Below are 16,832 nucleotides of genomic sequence, written 5' to 3'. Positions count from 1 at the left end.
CTCAGCGGCCGATGCGTCCTCAGCGGTCGGTGACGCCCTCGGCGTCCATCCGAGAGACCTCCTCTTCGAGCCACTCGCGGAGCCACTTCACGCGCTTGATCCGCTGGTGTGCGATGCCCTCGGCGGTGTCCGAAACGACGCGCTCGGTGTGGTCGTGGGCGCGCTGGAGCACGCGGTCGACCATCTTCGCCGAGTCCATGTGCGTGCGCGACTCGTACCCCATCCGTAACAGCATGAGGACGGCGCCGTTGGCGCCCACCTTGTCGAGCACGTCGGCCTCGATGAGACACCGGCTCTCTAGGGGCACGTCGTCGAGGTCGCCGGTGTAGGAGTGGTCGACGACCGCCCCGCACACCTCCTCGATGAACGACTCGGGGTAGTTGCCGCGGCTCTGGAGGTACTCGCGGGTGACGCGGGCGCCGGCCTCCGCGTGGACGTCTTGTTCGGCCTCCAGCTTGGCGACGTCGTGGAAGACGGCCGCGACCCGCACGACGTCCACGTCGGCGCCCTCGGCCTCGGCGATCTCCGTCGCGAGGTCGACGACGTTGAGGATGTGGTTGAATCGGTACGACGCCGAGTGCCAGGGGTACCAGCGCATCCGTCCGCCGTCGTCCTCGCCCTCGACGCTGGCTGCGAGGTAGTCGCGGACGAACCCCTTCATCTCCTCGAAATCCTCGTCGCTCACCTCCGTTTCCTTAATTTCGACGCCCACCGGGACCACCTCGGACGAAAAGATCGTGATTCATTACCGTCACCGAGGAGCGTTTCGGTCTTAGGCGTTACGACGGAGCCTCCAGCCGACTCGGCGGCGGACATCGCCGGCGCGAGCGGCCCGCTCGCGAGGGGAGGGACGGGCGTCGTCGCGACGCGGGACGCTTAACAGGGGCGCGAGCGCAATGGCGTCTATGTCGAGCCCCTTCGGCGGCGGCGACCGCGCTCGGTTCCAGCGGGCGGCGGCGGTGAACGTCGCCGGCAACGCGGTGAAGATCGTCGTCGAAGGGGCGGTGGGGCTCACGTTCGGCAGCGTCGCGCTGGTGGCCGACGCCGCCCACTCCGTCGCCGACCTCGTCGCGAGCGCGGTCGTGTTCGTCTGGGGGGGCTCGCGGTACGAGAGCGCCGACGAGACGCACCCGCACGGCCACCAGCGGATCGAGCCGCTGACGGCGCTGCTCGTCGGCGCGACCATCGTCGTTCTCGGGCTCCTCCTGTTGCGCGAGTCGGCCCTCGGGCTGCTCGGCGCGCACACTCCGCCCCGGAAGAGCCTCCTCCTCGTCGCCGCGCTGCTGTTCGCGATGGCGGACATGTACCTGCTGTACTGGTACACCGAGCGCGTGAACGCCGACCTCGGCTCGACGGCGCTCGCCGCGCTCGCGGTCGACTGCCTCAACGACATCTACACCACGATCGCCGCCCTCGTCGGCGTGTTCGGCGTGTTCCTGAATGTCCCGATCCTCGACCCGGTCGCCGGCGCGCTCGTCAGCGTCCTCGTCGTCTACCAGGGGATCGAGATCGGCCGCGAGAACGTCACCTACCTCGTGGGCGCCGCCCCGCCGCCGGGCGACCGCGAGCGCGTCGTCGCCGCGCTCCGCGAGTACCCCGCCGTCGAGGGGGTCCACGACCTCACGGTGTACTACGACGGGACCGACCTGGAGGTCGAGGTGCACGTCGAGGTCGACGGGGAGATGACGCTCCGCGAGGCCCACGACGTGGAGACGGAGCTCGTCACGACCCTCCGCGCGATGGAGGACGTCGGCGACGTCCACGTCCACCTCGACCCCTCGGGACTGGGCGAGTGGAAGGACGCGCCGGAGGGGTCGGACGTCGCGGAGTGAGACCGCGCGAACCGACCTGAAACCGCCGATGGCGTGCGGGTTTTGCCCCTTCGGTCCCTACGGTCCGACATGCTCGGTCGCCGCCTGCTGGAGATGACGTGGCGCGACGCGCTGTTCTGTCACTGGCCCGTCGATCCCGAGGTCGTCTCCGGCACGCTCCCTGACGGGCTCTCGGTCGCCACCCACGGAGGCGACGCGTACCTGAGCGTCGTCGCCTTCGTGATGGACGACATCCGTCCGCGCGGGGCGCCAGTCGGGCTCTCGTTCCCGGAGCTCAACCTCCGGACCTACGTTGAGGGTCCCGACGGTCCGGGCGTCTACTTCTACAACCTCGACGCGGACGACCGGATCGGCGTCGCGGCCGCGCGGCGACTGTTCGCGCTCCCGTACTACCGCGCGGCGATGGACGTGTCTCGCCCCGAAGCCGCCGATCGCTCGAAAGATGCCAGCGGCCCCGTTCGGTTCACCAGCCGCCGGACATACCCCGGCGTTCCCCACGTGCGGTTCGACGCGACCTACGAGCCGACGGGTGAGGCGTTCGCCGCCGAGCCGGGGTCGCTCGACGAGTTCCTCGCGGAGAACTACCGGTTCTACGCCGCCGGGAACCGGCTATACCGCGGGGAGATCGCTCACGACCCGTGGCGGCTCCGGGAGGCGACCGTCGACATCCGGGCGAACAGCCTGTTCGAGGCGAACGGGTTCGACCGGCCCGACGGCGACCCGATCGTCCGCTACGCGGAGCCGATCGAGGTGGGCGCGGACCGAATTCGGTCGGTCTGACGAACGGTGTTTAAATAATTGCGAGCGAGTACGATGATTACTTATAAAGAGCGGTGCGGCGGCGCGTGCCTGCGAGGCCGTCTCGCGGCCGAGCAGCACGCGCGAGGGAGTCGGCCGACCGCAGGGAGGCCGACGAGGTTGGGGAGGTGTGAGGTGCTGTGCGGAGCGGTGCGGGGTGGGACTCAAAGGGGCAGCCGCGAGGCGGGCGCAGGCGACGCAAGCACTGGAGGGAGCGAGCAGCGCGAGCGACCGAAGCGCGCAGCGAGCGTGCGGCCGCCTCGCGGCTGGGGCTTTGGAAGTGTTCGGCGTCGACTCGGAATCAACGATTTATAAGCGAGCGGCTGGGGCTTTGGAGGCGTTCGTTGCCGATCTGAGGCAACTCATTTATAAACGAGTGGCCGGGCCTTCAGAGGCGTTCACCGCTTCGTCTATCGCTTATAAAAGGCCGGCAACGGAACCGAAAATCCACTTATAAACAACCACGCAATTACTCCAATTCGACAACTCCCACTATCGCTTGTCGCTCGCGGTCTACGGGAAGAGCCCGCGGTACTCGTGGGCCGTCGCGGTGCGCTCCAAGGCGAGGGTGTACGCGGCGGTCCGCAGGTCGGGGAGGTCCTTCGTGTCGTACTGCTCGATCGTCTCGTCGAACGCGGTGCCGATGCGGCGCTCCAGCTCGGCGTTGACCGTCTCCAGCGGCCACGAGAACTCCTGGGCGTTCTGGACCCACTCGAGGTACGAGACGATGACGCCGCCCGCGTTCGCGAGGATGTCGGGCACGACCTGGACGTCGCGCTCGGTGAGGACCTCGTCGGCGGCGACCGTCGTCGGTCCGTTCGCGGCCTCAACGATAGCCGACGCGCGGAGGTCGTCGACGTTGTCGGCGGTGATCACGCCCTCGACGGCGGCGGGGATGAGTACGTCGACGTCGAGGGTGAGCAGCTCCGCGTTGGTGATCGCGTCCGGATCGTCCCAGCTGGAGCCGTCCGCGTTCCCCCGGTACTCGCCCGCGACGTACTCCTCGATCAGCCCGCCGGCGTCGACGTGCGCGCCGAGCGCCGCCACGTCGAGGCCGTCCGGGTCGTACGCCGCCCCCGACACGTCGGAGGTGGCGACCACGTTGGCGCCGGAGTCGTCGAGGAGCCGGGCCGCGTTCGACCCCACGTTCCCGAACCCCTGGATCGCGACGGAGGCGTCGGAGAGGTCGCGGTCGAGGTACTCGAAGAGCCGCTCGGTGACGAGCGAGACGCCGCGGCCGGTCGCCTCCACGCGGCCCGGCGTCCCGCCGATCTCCAGCGGTTTCCCCGTGACGACCTGCGGGATGGAGTGGCCCTCGTACATCGAGTAGGTGTCCATCATCCACGCCATCGTCTGCGGGTTCGTGTTCATGTCCGGGGCCGGCACGTCGGTCTCGGGGCCGATCATCCGGCGGATCCCCTCGGTGTACCGCCGCGTGAGCCGTTCGAGGTCCTGGTCGGTGAGCTCCTTCGGCTCGCAGATCACGCCGCCCTTCGCGCCGCCGTAGGGGAGATCGACCAGCGCCGTCTTCCAGGTCATCCACCCGGCGAGCGCCTCGACCTCGCGCTGGGTGACCGAGGGGTGGAACCGGACGCCGCCCTTGAACGGGCCGCGGGCGCTGTCGAACTGGCAGCGGTACCCCTCGAACACCTCGACCTCGCCGGACTCTAACCTGACCGGGAGCGTCACCTTCAGCGTGCGCTCCGGGTGTTTGAGCCGCTCGAACACCCCGTGATCCACGTCTGCGTACTCCTCGGCGCGGTCCATCTGGGCGAGCATGTTCTCGAACGGATCGTCGGCCATGGCCGGCACGACTCCGTCGCCCGGCATATCGGTTTCGGCAAGTATCGCCTTCGAGAGAGAATAACACGCATTCGAACACACAATTTGCCGGCCGTTCTTCTCGGCCGCTTCCGACCGGACTTATACGTCGGGACCGTCAATCGCCGGTCATGACACACGGACACGCGACGGGGGACCGTCGATGACGGCACAGACGCTTCACCCCCGAGTCCAAGTCGTGTGGGTCCTCCGCGCGGTGCTGCTCTCGGCGCTCGTCACCGCGCCGTTCGCCGGCGGCGCGTACCTCGAATACCTCCCGCGGTGGGCCCCGGTCGCCGTCGGGGCCGTCGTCCTGACGCTCACCGTCGCGCACGCGCTGCTCCGCTACCGCCGCTGGAGCTACGAGATCCGCGAGGACGCGATCTACCTCGACCGCGGCGTGATCACGCAGGTGCGGACGACGGTGCCGCTGGTCCGGATCCAGCACGTCGACTCCCGCCGCGGCCCGATCGAGCGGACGGTCGGGCTCGCCTCCTGCGTGGTGTACACCGCGGGATCGCGCGGCGCGGACGTGCGGATCCCCGGGCTGACGCCGGACGGCGCGAGCGACCTCCGCGAGGAGCTGAAGCGGCTGGCGATCCGCGCCGACGGGGAGGACGCGGTGTGAAGTTAGCGCCGCAGTCGGTCCCGTACCGCGCGCTCCAGAAGGCGGCCGGGACCGCCGTCGCGCTGTTCGTGATCGTGAACAGCGGCGGGTTCGGCCTCCCGCTCGCGGTCGGCGGCGGGGCCGCGATCCTCCTCGTGATGCTCGCCTACGAGGTGGCGTACTACCGCCGGTTCGAGTACGTCCTCACGGAGGACACGCTCGACATCTCCTCCGGCGTCATCTCCCGGCGCGAGCGGGAGATCCCCTACCGGCGGATCCAGAACGTCGACGTGAGCCGCGGCGTGCTCCAGCGCGCGATCGGCGTCGCCGCGGTCGACTTAGAGACCGCCGGCGGCTCCAGCACGGAGGGGTCGATCCGCTTCGTCACGCCCGCGGAGGCGACGCGGCTCCAGCGCGAGGTTCAGCGCCGGAAGTCGGCGAACTCGCGGGCCGAGGACGCTGGCGACGGGGCGGCGACGGACCCGGACGCGGTCGGGGGCGGCCGCGACGACGCGTTCGCGCCCGACGAGGAGGAGCTGTTCGCCATCTCGCCGAGCGAGCTGGCCTTGGTCGGGGCGCTGTCGTTCGACGGGCGCCTGATCGGCCTCCTCGCCTTCCTGAGCTCCGGGTCGTTCCCGGTGTTATCGAGCTTCCTCCCGGAGACGTCGGCCGCCGCGCTCACCGCGACGGCGTTCGTTGGCGTCGCGGCGCTTTTCATCGCGTCGTGGCTGATCGGCGCGGGCGTCGCCTTCTCGAACTACTACGGGTTCCGGCTCTCACGCGCCGGCGACGAGCTCCGCTACGAGCGCGGGCTGTTCCGCCGGTACAGCGGGTCTATCCCCACCGAGAAGGTCCAGACGCTGCGGATCACGGACAACCCCGCCAAGCGCGCGCTCGGCTACGCGAGCCTCTCCATCGAGACCGCGGGGTACGCGCCCGGACAGGACGCGAATTCCGGGAACCAGTCCGCCGTGCCGATCGCCGCGACGGAGCGCGTCTACCGGCTCGCACACGAGATCGAGTCGTTCGGAACGCCGGATTTCAACCGGCCGCCCAAGCGGATCCGGTGGCGGTACGTCATCCGGTACGCGATGATCGTCGGGGTACTCACGGCCGTCGCGTACGGCGTGAACTGGTACGTCTCGCCGTCGCTCCCGTGGTACGGCGTCGCCGGGATCCTCGTCGTCGTTCCGCCCGCGGCGCACCTGAAGTGGAAGCACCGCGGCTACTGGGTCGGCGAGGACCACCTCCTCACGCGGAACGGGTTCTGGAGCCGGACCGTCGCCGTCGTCCCGTACTACCGGATCCAGAACGTGATCGACAGCCGCACCGTGTTCCAGCGGCGGTGGGGCGTCGCGACGATCGTCGCCGACACGGCGGGGACCAGTTCGCTGACCGGCAGCGACGCCGCGGCCGTCGACTTCGAGGTCGACGAGGCCGAGACGCTGAAGGAGACGATCACAGAGCGCCTCGCGACCGCCGTCGCGGAGCGCCGGAGCGAGGGGACCGACTCCTTCGAGTGGATCGACGACGGCGCGGAGGGAGACGGCAGCGTCGGAGCGGACGAGGCCGTCGAAGGCGACGAACGGACCGGAGCGACGGAGAGCGTCGAAGGCGACGAGGAGCCCGAAGGCGACCAGACCGGCAGCGACGGTCCCGCCGAGGACGCGGTCGTCGACGCGGAAGCGGACGACGCGACGACCGAGGCGCCTGCGGACGACGAGCCAGAGATACCCGACGACGGCGTCGTCCGTCCGGATTTCTCGCCGAGCGACCGCGACTACTCGGAGCCCGCGGAGCGGATCGACACGGGCGGCTACGCGGTCGACCAGAACCCCTCAGACGCCGACGTCGCGCACGGCCCGAACGCGGACGATGAGCGGGACGGAAGCGAGACCGAGGACGACCGGGACGGAGACGAGACGAACGGCGACCGCAACGATGACGAACGGGCGGACGCCGACGACGCTGACGACTATCCCGAGAACGGCGACGAAGGCCCCGAGAACGGCGACTCCGACTCGCGGCCCTGAGCGGCGCAGCGGGCGACGCTACTCTTCGAGCAGCTGCTGAGCGATCGTGTTGCGCAGGACCTCGCTCGTGCCTTCGTAGATCTCCGAGAGCTTCGCGTCGCGGTAGAAGCGCTCGGCGGGGAAGTCCTTCGTGTAGCCGTAGCCGCCGTGGATCTGGATCCCCTCGTTGGCGACTTCGCGGGCGATCTCGGAGGCGTACAGCTTCGCCTGCGCGGCCTCCTTGATGTACTCCTCGTCGCGCATCTTCAGGTCGGCCGCCTCGTGCATTAGCAGCTCCGCGGCGCGCGCCTTCGTGTCCATATCCGCGAGCTTGTGCTGGATGGCCTGAAAGTCGGAGATGGGGCGGTCGAACTGCTCGCGCTCCTGCGCGTACCCCTTCGCCTCGTCGAGCGCGGCGCGCGCGATACCGACCGACCGTGCCGCGATCGTGATCCGGCCGCCGTTGAGCGTCTTCAGGGCGTGGACGAACCCCTCGCCCTCCTCGCCGAGCCGTCGCTCCTCGGGATCCACATGTCGTCGAACCGGAGTTCGGCGGTCGGACACCCCTTGTCGCCGAGCTTGTCCTCCGTCCCCTCCACAATGAACCCGTCGTCCTCCTCGGGACGGACGACGAACGACGAGATGCCCTTCCGTCCCGCGTCGGGGTCGGTCTTGGCGAACAGCGTGACCGTGTCCGCGACGGAGCCGTTCGAGATCCAGAGCTTCCCGCCGTTGACTGTGTAGCCGTCGCCGTCGCGCTCGGCCGTGGTCGACATGGCGGGCACGTCGGAGCCGGCCTCCGCCTCCGAGAGCGCGAACGCGCCGATGTCCTCGGCGGTGTTCAGGGCGGTGAGGTACTCCTCCTTCTGCGCCTCGTCGCCGAACTCGTACAGCATGTTACCGGCCAAGGACGTGTGGGCCGCGACGACGGTGCCGAGCCCGCCCGAGCCGCGGGAGATCTCCTCGAGCCCGATCGCGTAGCTGTGGTAGTCGAGGCCGGCGCCCTCGTACTCGACCGGGAACGGCATGCCCATCAGGCCGAGGTCGGCCATCTCCTCGATCAGGTCTGCGGGGAACTCATCTTTTTTGTCGATCTCGGCCGCGCGGGGGACGACCTCCTCGTCGACGAACTCCGCGACCGTGTCGCGGATCTGACGCTGCTCTTCGGTGAGCGTGAACTCCATATCGGAGCGTTCGGCCGGGCGGACTTAGCCGTTTTCACACGGTTGTACACGGGCCGGCGGTTCGTCGGTGCGGGCGGGGACCGGGTCGTGTGGTTTCGTCCGGTCGTCTCGCGGGCGACGCCCGACGGACGTTCCACGAGGGTTTTTATGCGTTGTGCCGTAAAGGCTGGCAACTGAATGAGCGGACGAGAACACGGCCCCGCGGAGGCCGACCTTGCGTGGTGTCACGAGGCGGTCCAGGGGGTCTCGCGGACCTTCGCGCTGACAGTCGACGTGCTAGAGGAGCCGATGGCCTCGCAGATCTGCGTCGGCTACCTCCTCTGTCGCGTCGCCGACACGGTGGAAGACGCCGGCCACATCCCGCCGGACGCCCAGAGCGACGTGTTGCGGACCTACCGACGAGCGATCGACCCGGACGACGAGACCGACATCGGCGCGTTCCGCGAGGCGGTCGACGAGTGGCTGCCCGCCGAGCGCGACGACGACTGGACCGTCGTCGCCGAAGCGCCCACCATCGCCGCGACGTTCGAGGAGCTCGACCCGGAGGCTCAGGCGGCCATCGTCCCGCCCGTGTTAGAGATGGTCGACGGGATGGCGATGTTCGTCGACCGCCACGCCACCGAGGGCGGGCTCCGCATCGACGACCGCGACGAGTTAGAGCAGTACTGCTACTACGCGGCCGGCACCGTCGGCAACCTCATCACGAACCTGCTCACCCGCGAGGACATCGGCGAGGAGCGCGCGGAGCGCCTGCGGGAGACCGCCGAGGAGTTCGGACTCCTCCTCCAGCTCGTCAACGTCTCGAAGGACGTCTACGACGACTACACCGAGGAGAACAACGTCTACCTCCCCGCCGAGTGGCTAGAGGCCGAGGGCGTCGACCAGGAGCGCGTCGTCCACCCCGAGAACCGCGAGTCGTCCGCGCGCGTCGTCGACCGCACCGCCGACTACGCCCGCTCGTTCCTCGACGACGCGCAGGCGTACTTGGAGACGATGCCGCTCTCGAACGGGAACACGATGGAGGCGTGGACCGTGCCGTACCTGCTCGCGGTCGGCACCCTCCGCGAGCTCGGGAGCCGCCCGGAGGACGCGCTCACCGAGACCGGCGTGAAGGTGTCCAGACAGGAGGTGTTCGCGGTGATGTCCGCCGCGAGCGACGTGGGCCGCGACTCGCTCGCGGAGCTCCGCCAGACCATCGCCCGGACCCCGTTCCACCGCGCCGTCGGCTCGGCCGACTGAAGCGCCGACGCCGTGGCCATCGTTTCTTCTCGTCCGTGCTTCTTCCCGTCCCTCACAGCCGCGACCGCGCCCGCGACACCGCGGGGACGCTGACGCCGATCGTCTCCCCCAGCGCCTCGGCCGCGCTCAGCAGCCACTCCGCGCGCTCGACCCGCGAGTCGAGGTCGCCGGGGCCGATCCGGTAGCGCTCGACGAGCTCCTCGACGGTCGCCCCGCCGATCCACTCGTCGAGGATGCGCGCCGTCTTCACCGACTCCAGCCACCCCTCGAAGTCGTCCGGTTCGGTCATGTCCGTCGTGAGGTGCGCGGCGTTCGTCCGCGCGAACTGGTAGACGTCCGCGCGCTCGGCGTTCCCGAGATAGGTGTCCTGCATGTCCGGCGTGTCGCAGATAACCTCGAACGCGGTGAGCGTCGTCGCGTCCGCCAGGTCGACCGCCGCCCGGAGCCCGGCGACGATCCGCTCGCCCGTCTCGGGTCGGACGTACTGCTTCGAGGTCGTCTCGCCGACCGCGGTCGCGACGAGTCTGTAGTCCTCGACGCCGCCCGTCTCCCGGGCGATCATCCCGGCCGCGACGAGGTCGTCGACCGCGACGGCGACGGCATCCGCGAGGCCGCCCGCGCCCGCTTCTCGTGCGTAGAACGTCCCCTCGAACACGTCGAGGATCTCCGTCTCGGTCGCGGCGAACTCCGTCGCTATCGCCGCGAGGACGTGGGTCCGGAGCGCGGCCGGGTCGGCGAGCTGCGACTCGACCGCCTCGGGCTCGCCCTCGACGTACCGCTCGTGAACCTCCTCGCGCGTGTCGGCGTCCGCGACGAGCACCGCCTCGCCGTGCGGGTCGAGCCCCGGGCGCCCCGCGCGGCCGCACATCTGGTGAACCTCCAGCGTTGGGATCCACGCCATACCTCCCTCACCGTACCGACGCTGGTCGCGGACGACGACGCGGCGGGCGGGGACGTTGACGCCGGCCGCCAGCGTGGGCGTGGCGCAGATACAGGCCACGTCGCGCTCGCGGAACGCCGACTCGACGACCGCGCGGTGGCCCGACCGGAGCCCCGCGTGATGGAACGCGACGCCCGCGCGCAGGCAGTCCGCGAGCTGTCGGCCGGTGAGGGTGCCGTCCACGTCGGTCGCCTCCTCGGCCGCCGCCGCGGCCGCCTCCTCGACTCCTAACTCTGCGGCGAGGCCGTCGTCCGCGAGCCGCTCAGCGAGGTCGACCGCCTCGCGCCGCGAGCGGACGAACGCGAGACACTGGCCGCCGTCGGCGACGGCGTCCGCGACCAGGGCGGCCGTGACCTCGGTGGGATCGCTCTCGTCCTCGTCGCCGCGCTCGCCGGCGTCGTCGCCGTTGCGCTCGCCGTCGGCCTCCGTCTCACCGGAGTCGACATCGACCGACAGGCCCGTCCCATCGTCGAACGCGACCTCGCCGCCGACGGCGACGCCGGTCCGAAGCTCGACCGGGCGCCACTCGGACTCGACGAGGGTGGCGTCGAGCCAGTCCGCGATCGCGTCAGGGTTGTTGACGGTCGCCGACAGCGCCACGGTCTGGAGCTCCGGGTTCCGCCGCCGCAGCGTCGCCAGCGTCACTTCGAGCGTCGGCCCGCGCCGCTTCGCGCCGAGGAGGTGGACCTCGTCGACGACGACGCAGGCCAGCTCGTCGACCCACGAGGCGCCGTTGCGGATCGCGGAGTCCACCTTCTCGCTCGTGGCGACCACCACGTCGTTGCCCGCGAGCGCCTCGCCCGTGGCGTCGAAGTCGCCGGTGGAGATGCCCACGTCGACGCCGGGGAGCGCCGCGAACGTCTCGTACTTCTCGCGGGCGAGCGCGCGGAGCGGGCAGACGTACAGCCCGGGCCCGTCCGCGGTTAGCAGCGCGAGCTGGGCGATGAACGTCTTGCCCGACGCGGTCGGCACCGCCGCGACGACGTCGGCGCCCTCGCAGACGCCCGCCTCGACCGCCGCGCGCTGCGGCGGGTACAGCTCGCGCACGCCGCGCTCGGCGAAGTGGTCGACGACGGGCTGAGACAGCGGCAGGTCCCGGACGCGCATATACCGCTCGTTCGGCGGGACCGGTCATAAAGAGTCGGCGGGATACCCCCTCGGTCGGCGTCGGCGCGGGTTATTCGGTGTCGAAGTCCTGGAAGAGCTTCTCGTAGTCCTCGTCGTCGGTCGCGACCGCGTCGCGCGACTCGTCGGCCTGCTCGCGGAGCTCCTCGATCCGGTCGGTGAGCCGCTGGTACTCCTCGTTGTCGGCGAGGTCGCTCGCGCTCTTCTCCGACTCCAGCATCGCCTTCTTCGAGGTCAGCGAGAACAGCTCTTGGACCTCCGTGTCGTACTCGCCGCGGCGCAGTAGTCCCTCCACCGTCTCACGAAGCGTGTCGCTCGTGACAGGCTTGACGAGGTAGTCGTCGAACCCCATCTCTAAGATGTCGAAGTCGGGCTCGACTGCGGTGACCATCGCGACCCGGCAGTCGATGCCGCGGTCGCGGACGGCGGTGAGGACCTCGTCGCCGGAGAGGCCGGGCATCCGGCGGTCGAGGAGGATCGCGTCGACCTCGTCGTCGGCCTCGTCGAGTTCGTCGAGGGCCTCACGACCGCCGTACGCGGTTCGGACGCGATACTCGTCACCGAGCCATGCGGCGTACAGGTCGGCTAAGTCGGGTTCGTCCTCGACCACGAGGACCAGCGGCGGTTGCTCACTCATGGATGACGGGAGCGAGGGGGTGTTCGCTCACACGTTTCATCTCGCCGCTGGCTATATTAAAATACCTCTTCGACGCTCCGCGGGATCGGTCCCGGCGTCCGGCTCGGGTCCGGTCGCGTGCGCCCGAGCCGGCCGTCCGGGTTACCCGGGATACTCCTCCGAGCTACTCGTTCGAGCTACTCGTCCGGGCTGTAGTTGGGCGCCTCGTCCGTGATCATCACGTCGTGCGGGTGGCTCTCGCTCTGGCCCGCGGTGGAGACGCGGACGAACTCCGCGCGCTCGTGGAGGTCGGGGACGGTCTCGGCGCCGACGTACCCCATCCCGGAGCGGATCCCGCCGGTGAGCTGGTGGAGCTCGGAGGCGAGGCTCCCCTTGTACGGGGTCGCCGCCTCGACGCCCTCGGGGACGAACTCCTCGTCTTCGTCCTCCTCCTTGAGGTAGCGGTCGCCGCCACCGGACTTCATCGCGCCGACGGAGCCCATCCCGCGGTACTGCTTGTACTTCTTGCCCTGCATCGTGATGACGCGGCCGGGGGCCTCGTCGGTACCGGCGAAGTAGGAGCCGAGCATCACCGCGTCGGCGCCAGCCGCGAGCGCCTTGATCGCGTCGCCGGAGTAGCGGATGCCGCCGTCGGCGATAACGGGCACGCCGTGGTCGGCGGCGACGTCCGCGACCTCAGCGACCGCAGTCATCTGGGGCATCCCCGCGCCGCTGACCACGCGCGTGGTACAGATCGAGCCCGGCCCGATGCCCACCTTCAGCCCGTCTGCGAAGTCGACTGCGGCCTCGGCGGCCTCGCGCGTCCCGACGTTGCCGACGACGACGTCGGCGTCGACGGTCGCCTTGATTGCCTCCGCGGAGTCGAGGACGTTGAGGTTGTGGGCGTGGGCGCAGTCGATGAAGATGACGTCAACGCCGGCCTCGTCGGCCGCGACGGCGCGCTCCTCCTCGAAGGGCCCGACGGCGACGCCAGCGAGCAGGCGCCCCGTCTCGTCGCGGGCGGCCTCCTCGTGCTCGCGGCGCTGGAGGATGCCCTGCATCGTGACGAGGCCGACGAGCCGGTCGTCGCCGTCGACGACCGGGACGCGCTCGATCTTGTGGTCGTACATCAGCTCCAGCGCCTCGCGGGCCTCGACGTCCTCAGGCGCGGTGATGACCTCGTCGGTCATCGCCTCGCGGACGGCGTCTTCCTCGCCGACCTCGAGGTACGGGCGGATGTCGGTGCCGGAGATGATCCCGAGGACGGCGTCGTCCTCGTCGACGACGGGGGCCCCGGAGACGCCCTGTCGCTCCATCACGGCGTCCGCCTCGCTGACGGTGTCGTCCGGCGAGACGGTGACGACGTTCTCGCGGCGGATGACGAGCTCGTGCGCGCGCTTGACGCGCTCGACCTCGGCGGCCGTCTCTTCGACGGTCATGTTGCGGTGGAGGACGCCGAGCCCGCCCTCGCGGGCCATCGCGATCGCGAGGTCGCTCTCGGTGACGGTGTCCATCGCCGCCGACAGCACGGGCACGGTGAGCTCGACGTGCTTCGACACCCGCGTACTCAGGTCGGCGTCGTCGGGCTCGACCCGGCTCTCCTTGGGTCGGAGCAGTACATCGTCGAACGTCAGCGCTTCCGGAACCTCGAGCTTCGCCGAGAATCGGCCAGAATCTGTCGCCATATAATGCGTCATGAACGGCCGATGAAAAGCGTTGCGAGACGGCACGGACGTGGTGGTTGGTCACATTCGAATCCGTGTTGTATACACGATTATGGATATTTCGGCGGACGAGGCCGCGGCTGCCGCCGGCGCGTGCGTGGCGGCCTCGATCGACCGGCCCGCCCGACGTCCGAGGATTCGAAACCGAGAGATGATCGGAGATGTTCCGGGAATGTCGATGTATCGTCATCGAGGAGCTATTCTCGTCGTCGATCCTTCGTGTCGTGCGGACACGTCTCACACAACCTTTAACGCGACCGAAACACGTATATTAGGTATGGACTCCGACAGTCCCGTGAACGCGCGCATCGCCGGCCAGCCGAACGCCGACCTCGGCGTCCGCTTTACAGCCGGCAATCCGCGCAAACCCTTTACATGGGCTCGTCGGACCCCCCGCGGCGTGGACTCCGCGTGCCGGTCCCCGGACCACCGCGAGTCGCACGCGTCCCACCGCCACCCCGCCGGTCAGGGCTATCGTCCCTAAATGAGCACGTCACGCCACCCGGTCGCCCTGCGGCTCGAACAGCAGGTCGGGAGCGCGACGAAGCTGCTCGCGACCGTCATGGCCCTGCCGCTCGTCGACGGCATCTTCCCCGCTCTCGTCGTCGCCGGCGTCCTCGGATCGGCCACGGGCGTCGTCGAGACCGGTATCCTCATCTTCGGCGGCTCCGCGACCGCCGCGGTGATCCTCGCGGAGATGGACGGCTCCCGCCGGGAGATGGCGGCCTCGATCCTGCTGATCGGCGCGGTGATCATCCCGGTCGCCGCCGTCGAGGCCGCACTCGCGCCGACGCTTCAGGGACTGCTGAACCTACCCGTCTTCGAGCGGTTCGCCGGGCTCGTCATCCTGACCGTCGCCGCCAAGACCGCCAGCTCGGAGGTCGGCGAGTACCTGCCGAGCCCGGGCGTGATCATCGGGCTCGGCCTCGTCGCGAGCTTCGACCCGTCGGGGTTCGCCCTGCGGACCTCGACCGAGTACGTGGTCAACGGCACCGCGGCCGCCGCCGTGGGCGTCGGGTTCGCCCTGTCGATCGCGCTGCTGTCGCCGCACCTCCGCGGCCGCGTCGACATCGACCGATTCCGGTTCGGCTCCGCGGTCGCGCTGGGCGTGCTCGCGTTACCGATCCTGCTCGGCCCGTTCGACCTCATGCAGACGGACGCCCCGATCGCGCTCGCGGTGCTCGCCGTGACGACCTTGTTCGCGTACGACCCGAACTCGGACGGGGTGGCGAGCGCCGCCGGCGATGGCGACGCGCACGACGGCGACGCGCCGGACGCCCCTGCCGACGAGGAGGGCGAGGACTCCACCGACGCCGGCGACGGACCCGAGGAGGCGCCGAGCGAGCCGCCGCTCGACGCGCCGCCCGAGGGGCCCGCCCCCATCGTCGACGACGACGTCGCGGTCCTCGCGAACGGCGGCGAGGCGCGCGAGACCGACGACGACCCGGACCCGTTCACGGACGACGACTCCCGGGCGCCGTGGCTGTGACCCGGCGGTAATCGACCGCGGACGCGCACGTCCGACTGCCTCGTTCGTCGCTCCGGGTCTCGCGCGTGTCGCCGGGGTTTAGGTACTCGACCCCGAACGGCAGGTATGTCGAACCGCGTCGTTCAGGGACGGATGGTGACACCCGAGAAGCTCGCAGAGCTGGTCGAAGGAGAGTCGGTACTGGAGGCCGAGTCGATCACGGACGCCGACCGCGACTGCCCGGAGTGCGGCGGCGACGTCATCTCCGTCGGGTACATGCCGAGCGTGACCGAGTTCGTCACCGGGTACAAGTGTCAGGACTGCGACTGGAGCGACGACGACAGGGGGGAGTAGGCCAGCGGCCGACGCCGGGGAGGGCGCCGCGCGCACCCAGGTAGGGGCCGGCTACGGGCCTAGGGATACCATAACTTTGTGGCTCACGGCCGTCCGTCGTCGGTAATGAACTACAAGAGTGTCGCTGACCTCGCCGCCGACACCCGCCGGCTGGCGCGGGACGACCTCTCCGACGTCGACCTGGTGGTCGGCATCCCGAGGAGCGGGCTGTTGGCTGCGAACCTCGTCTGTCTCCATCTCAACGTCCCGATGACGGACGTCGACGGGCTCTGCGAGGGGCGTCGAATGGACTCGGGAGAGCGGTGCGTGGAGGGGCGGTCGTTCGGCGACCTCGACTCCGTGCTGGTCTTGGACGACTCGGTGCGGTCCGGGAGCCAGATGACCGAGACTCGGAACAGGCTCGACGGGCACGAGTTCCCGTTCGACCTCACGTACGGGGCGGTGTACGTCTCGCCGCGTGGGCCCGAGTACGTCGACCGCTGGGCGGAGGTCGTGTCGATGCCGCGGGTGTTCGAGTGGAACGCGATCCACCACCCGGTGTTGAACGACGCCTGCGTGGAGATCGACGGGGTGCTCTGTCGCGACCCCACGCCGGCCGAGAACGACGACGGAGAGCGCTATCGAGAGTTCCTGTCGACGGTGGCGCCGGGCGTCGTCCCGGACCAGCGGATCGGACGCCTCGTCACGAGTCGCCTCGAGAAGTACCGGCCGGAGACCGAGGCGTGGCTGGACGAACACGGGGTGCGGTACGATGAACTGATGATGATGGACCTGTCGAGCAAGGCGGCGCGCCAGCGACGGGGGAACGACGCCGAGTACAAGGCGGACGTCTACGACGCGACCGACGCGTCCCTTTTCATCGAGAGCGACCCGCGGCAGGCGGCGGAGATCGGCCGCCGGACCGACAGGCCGGTCCTCTGTTACGAGACGATGGAGATGATCCAGCCCGGACGGGCGAAGCGGGCGTATCGGACGACGGAGCGGTACGTCTCGCGGTTCAAGGAGAACCCGGTCTCCTTCACCGCGGCGGCGGCGAAACACCTGTGTTACCGCGGGTACCGGACGGTCTCAGGGCGGCTCTCCTGACGGCCGGGCGGAGGCCCCGCCGTCCG

Annotated in this window: 14 protein-coding genes and 1 pseudogene; 9 read left to right on the top strand and 6 right to left on the bottom strand. The window is 69.8% G+C overall.

All coding sequences use genetic code 11. The features are described from left to right. Positions 1 to 19: 19 nt before the first annotated feature. Complete coding sequence (locus tag J7656_RS10340; protein WP_017342959.1) at positions 20 to 721, bottom strand: HD domain-containing protein; 702 nt, start codon at positions 719 to 721, stop codon at positions 20 to 22. Positions 722 to 905: 184 nt separating this feature from the next. Between J7656_RS10340 and J7656_RS10335 the strand changes: the two genes are divergently transcribed. Further along, positions 906 to 1,832 carry a cation diffusion facilitator family transporter gene (locus J7656_RS10335; RefSeq protein ID WP_211553248.1) on the top strand — a complete coding sequence of 309 codons (927 nt, stop codon included), beginning with the start codon at positions 906 to 908 and terminating at the stop codon, positions 1,830 to 1,832. 69 nt (positions 1,833 to 1,901) lie between these two features. Beyond that, positions 1,902 to 2,612, top strand: coding sequence for a YqjF family protein (locus J7656_RS10330; RefSeq protein WP_211553246.1), 711 nt, complete (start codon positions 1,902 to 1,904; stop codon positions 2,610 to 2,612). A gap of 531 nt (positions 2,613 to 3,143) precedes the next feature. Here the strand turns inward: J7656_RS10330 and J7656_RS10325 are convergent. After that, positions 3,144 to 4,433 carry a Glu/Leu/Phe/Val family dehydrogenase gene (locus tag J7656_RS10325; protein WP_026046197.1) on the bottom strand — a complete coding sequence of 430 codons (1,290 nt, stop codon included), beginning with the start codon at positions 4,431 to 4,433 and terminating at the stop codon, positions 3,144 to 3,146. A gap of 181 nt (positions 4,434 to 4,614) precedes the next feature. Here J7656_RS10325 and J7656_RS10320 point away from each other — a divergent pair, with 181 nt between their 5' ends. Together J7656_RS10320 and J7656_RS10315 are read left to right on the top strand one after the other, a co-directional pair. Beyond that, complete coding sequence (locus J7656_RS10320) at positions 4,615 to 5,079, top strand: PH domain-containing protein (protein WP_017342963.1); 465 nt, start codon at positions 4,615 to 4,617, stop codon at positions 5,077 to 5,079. Further along, positions 5,076 to 7,091 (top strand): PH domain-containing protein, encoded by a 2,016-nt coding sequence (locus J7656_RS10315; RefSeq protein ID WP_211553244.1) that lies wholly within the window; start codon positions 5,076 to 5,078, stop codon positions 7,089 to 7,091. The genes J7656_RS10320 and J7656_RS10315 overlap by 4 nt, the downstream gene beginning before the upstream one ends. An 18-nt stretch (positions 7,092 to 7,109) precedes the next feature. Here J7656_RS10315 and J7656_RS10310 read toward each other — a convergent pair. Beyond that, a pseudogene (locus tag J7656_RS10310) lies at positions 7,110 to 8,254 on the bottom strand (acyl-CoA dehydrogenase family protein). 177 nt (positions 8,255 to 8,431) lie between these two features. On the opposite strand from J7656_RS10310, the gene J7656_RS10305 reads away from it, so the two are divergent. Further along, positions 8,432 to 9,493, top strand: coding sequence for a phytoene/squalene synthase family protein (locus J7656_RS10305; RefSeq protein WP_017342966.1), 1,062 nt, complete (start codon positions 8,432 to 8,434; stop codon positions 9,491 to 9,493). 52 nt (positions 9,494 to 9,545) lie between these two features. Here J7656_RS10305 and J7656_RS10300 read toward each other — a convergent pair whose 3' ends face one another. The 3 genes from J7656_RS10300 to guaB all read right to left on the bottom strand — a co-directional run bounded on the left by J7656_RS10300 (position 9,546) and on the right by guaB (position 13,859). Then, positions 9,546 to 11,540 (bottom strand): DEAD/DEAH box helicase, encoded by a 1,995-nt coding sequence (locus J7656_RS10300; protein ID WP_211553243.1) that lies wholly within the window; start codon positions 11,538 to 11,540, stop codon positions 9,546 to 9,548. Between the two features lie 70 nt (positions 11,541 to 11,610). Then, a complete protein-coding gene (locus J7656_RS10295; RefSeq protein ID WP_017342968.1) occupies positions 11,611 to 12,195 on the bottom strand; it encodes a HalX domain-containing protein in 585 nt (194 codons plus the stop codon). A 176-nt stretch (positions 12,196 to 12,371) separates the two neighbouring features. Continuing rightward, positions 12,372 to 13,859 (bottom strand): IMP dehydrogenase, encoded by a 1,488-nt coding sequence (gene guaB, locus J7656_RS10290; RefSeq protein ID WP_017342969.1) that lies wholly within the window; start codon positions 13,857 to 13,859, stop codon positions 12,372 to 12,374. A 91-nt stretch (positions 13,860 to 13,950) separates the two neighbouring features. Here guaB and J7656_RS15320 point away from each other — a divergent pair, with 91 nt between their 5' ends. From J7656_RS15320 to J7656_RS10275, 4 genes are all read left to right on the top strand, one after another. After that, positions 13,951 to 14,382 (top strand): DUF8099 family protein, encoded by a 432-nt coding sequence (locus J7656_RS15320; RefSeq protein ID WP_484494414.1) that lies wholly within the window; start codon positions 13,951 to 13,953, stop codon positions 14,380 to 14,382. Continuing rightward, positions 14,383 to 15,387, top strand: a complete 1,005-nt coding sequence (locus J7656_RS10285; protein ID WP_211553242.1) for a DUF5794 domain-containing protein — start codon at positions 14,383 to 14,385, stop codon at positions 15,385 to 15,387. It abuts the gene before it with no gap. Between the two features lie 105 nt (positions 15,388 to 15,492). Next, complete coding sequence (locus J7656_RS10280; protein ID WP_017342972.1) at positions 15,493 to 15,720, top strand: DUF5795 family protein; 228 nt, start codon at positions 15,493 to 15,495, stop codon at positions 15,718 to 15,720. A 105-nt stretch (positions 15,721 to 15,825) separates the two neighbouring features. Then, on the top strand, positions 15,826 to 16,806 hold the full coding sequence (locus J7656_RS10275; protein ID WP_017342973.1) for a hypothetical protein: 981 nt from the start codon (positions 15,826 to 15,828) through the stop codon (positions 16,804 to 16,806). Positions 16,807 to 16,832: the final 26 nt, after the last annotated feature.

Origin of the sequence: Halorubrum ruber, from assembly GCF_018228765.1 — an archaeon.
Lineage (GTDB): Archaea > Halobacteriota > Halobacteria > Halobacteriales > Haloferacaceae > Halorubrum > Halorubrum ruber.
Note: the sequence above shows the minus strand (reverse complement) of the source record. Positions and strands in the feature narration are given on the sequence as shown.

What these genes read in the sequence shown, in the direction of transcription:
- J7656_RS10275 (WP_017342973.1), top strand. Translation starts at nt 15,826, where the DNA reads ATGAACTACAAGAGTGTCGCTGACCTCGCCGCCGACACCCGCCGGCTG.
- J7656_RS10295 (WP_017342968.1), bottom strand. Translation starts at nt 12,195, where the DNA reads ATGAGTGAGCAACCGCCGCTGGTCCTCGTGGTCGAGGACGAACCCGAC.
- J7656_RS10285 (WP_211553242.1), top strand. Translation starts at nt 14,383, where the DNA reads ATGAGCACGTCACGCCACCCGGTCGCCCTGCGGCTCGAACAGCAGGTC.
- guaB (WP_017342969.1), bottom strand. Translation starts at nt 13,859, where the DNA reads ATGGCGACAGATTCTGGCCGATTCTCGGCGAAGCTCGAGGTTCCGGAA.
- J7656_RS10305 (WP_017342966.1), top strand. Translation starts at nt 8,432, where the DNA reads ATGAGCGGACGAGAACACGGCCCCGCGGAGGCCGACCTTGCGTGGTGT.
- J7656_RS10330 (WP_211553246.1), top strand. Translation starts at nt 1,902, where the DNA reads ATGCTCGGTCGCCGCCTGCTGGAGATGACGTGGCGCGACGCGCTGTTC.
- J7656_RS10335 (WP_211553248.1), top strand. Translation starts at nt 906, where the DNA reads ATGTCGAGCCCCTTCGGCGGCGGCGACCGCGCTCGGTTCCAGCGGGCG.
- J7656_RS10320 (WP_017342963.1), top strand. Translation starts at nt 4,615, where the DNA reads ATGACGGCACAGACGCTTCACCCCCGAGTCCAAGTCGTGTGGGTCCTC.
- J7656_RS10325 (WP_026046197.1), bottom strand. Translation starts at nt 4,433, where the DNA reads ATGGCCGACGATCCGTTCGAGAACATGCTCGCCCAGATGGACCGCGCC.
- J7656_RS10300 (WP_211553243.1), bottom strand. Translation starts at nt 11,540, where the DNA reads ATGCGCGTCCGGGACCTGCCGCTGTCTCAGCCCGTCGTCGACCACTTC.
- J7656_RS15320 (WP_484494414.1), top strand. Translation starts at nt 13,951, where the DNA reads ATGGATATTTCGGCGGACGAGGCCGCGGCTGCCGCCGGCGCGTGCGTG.
- J7656_RS10280 (WP_017342972.1), top strand. Translation starts at nt 15,493, where the DNA reads ATGTCGAACCGCGTCGTTCAGGGACGGATGGTGACACCCGAGAAGCTC.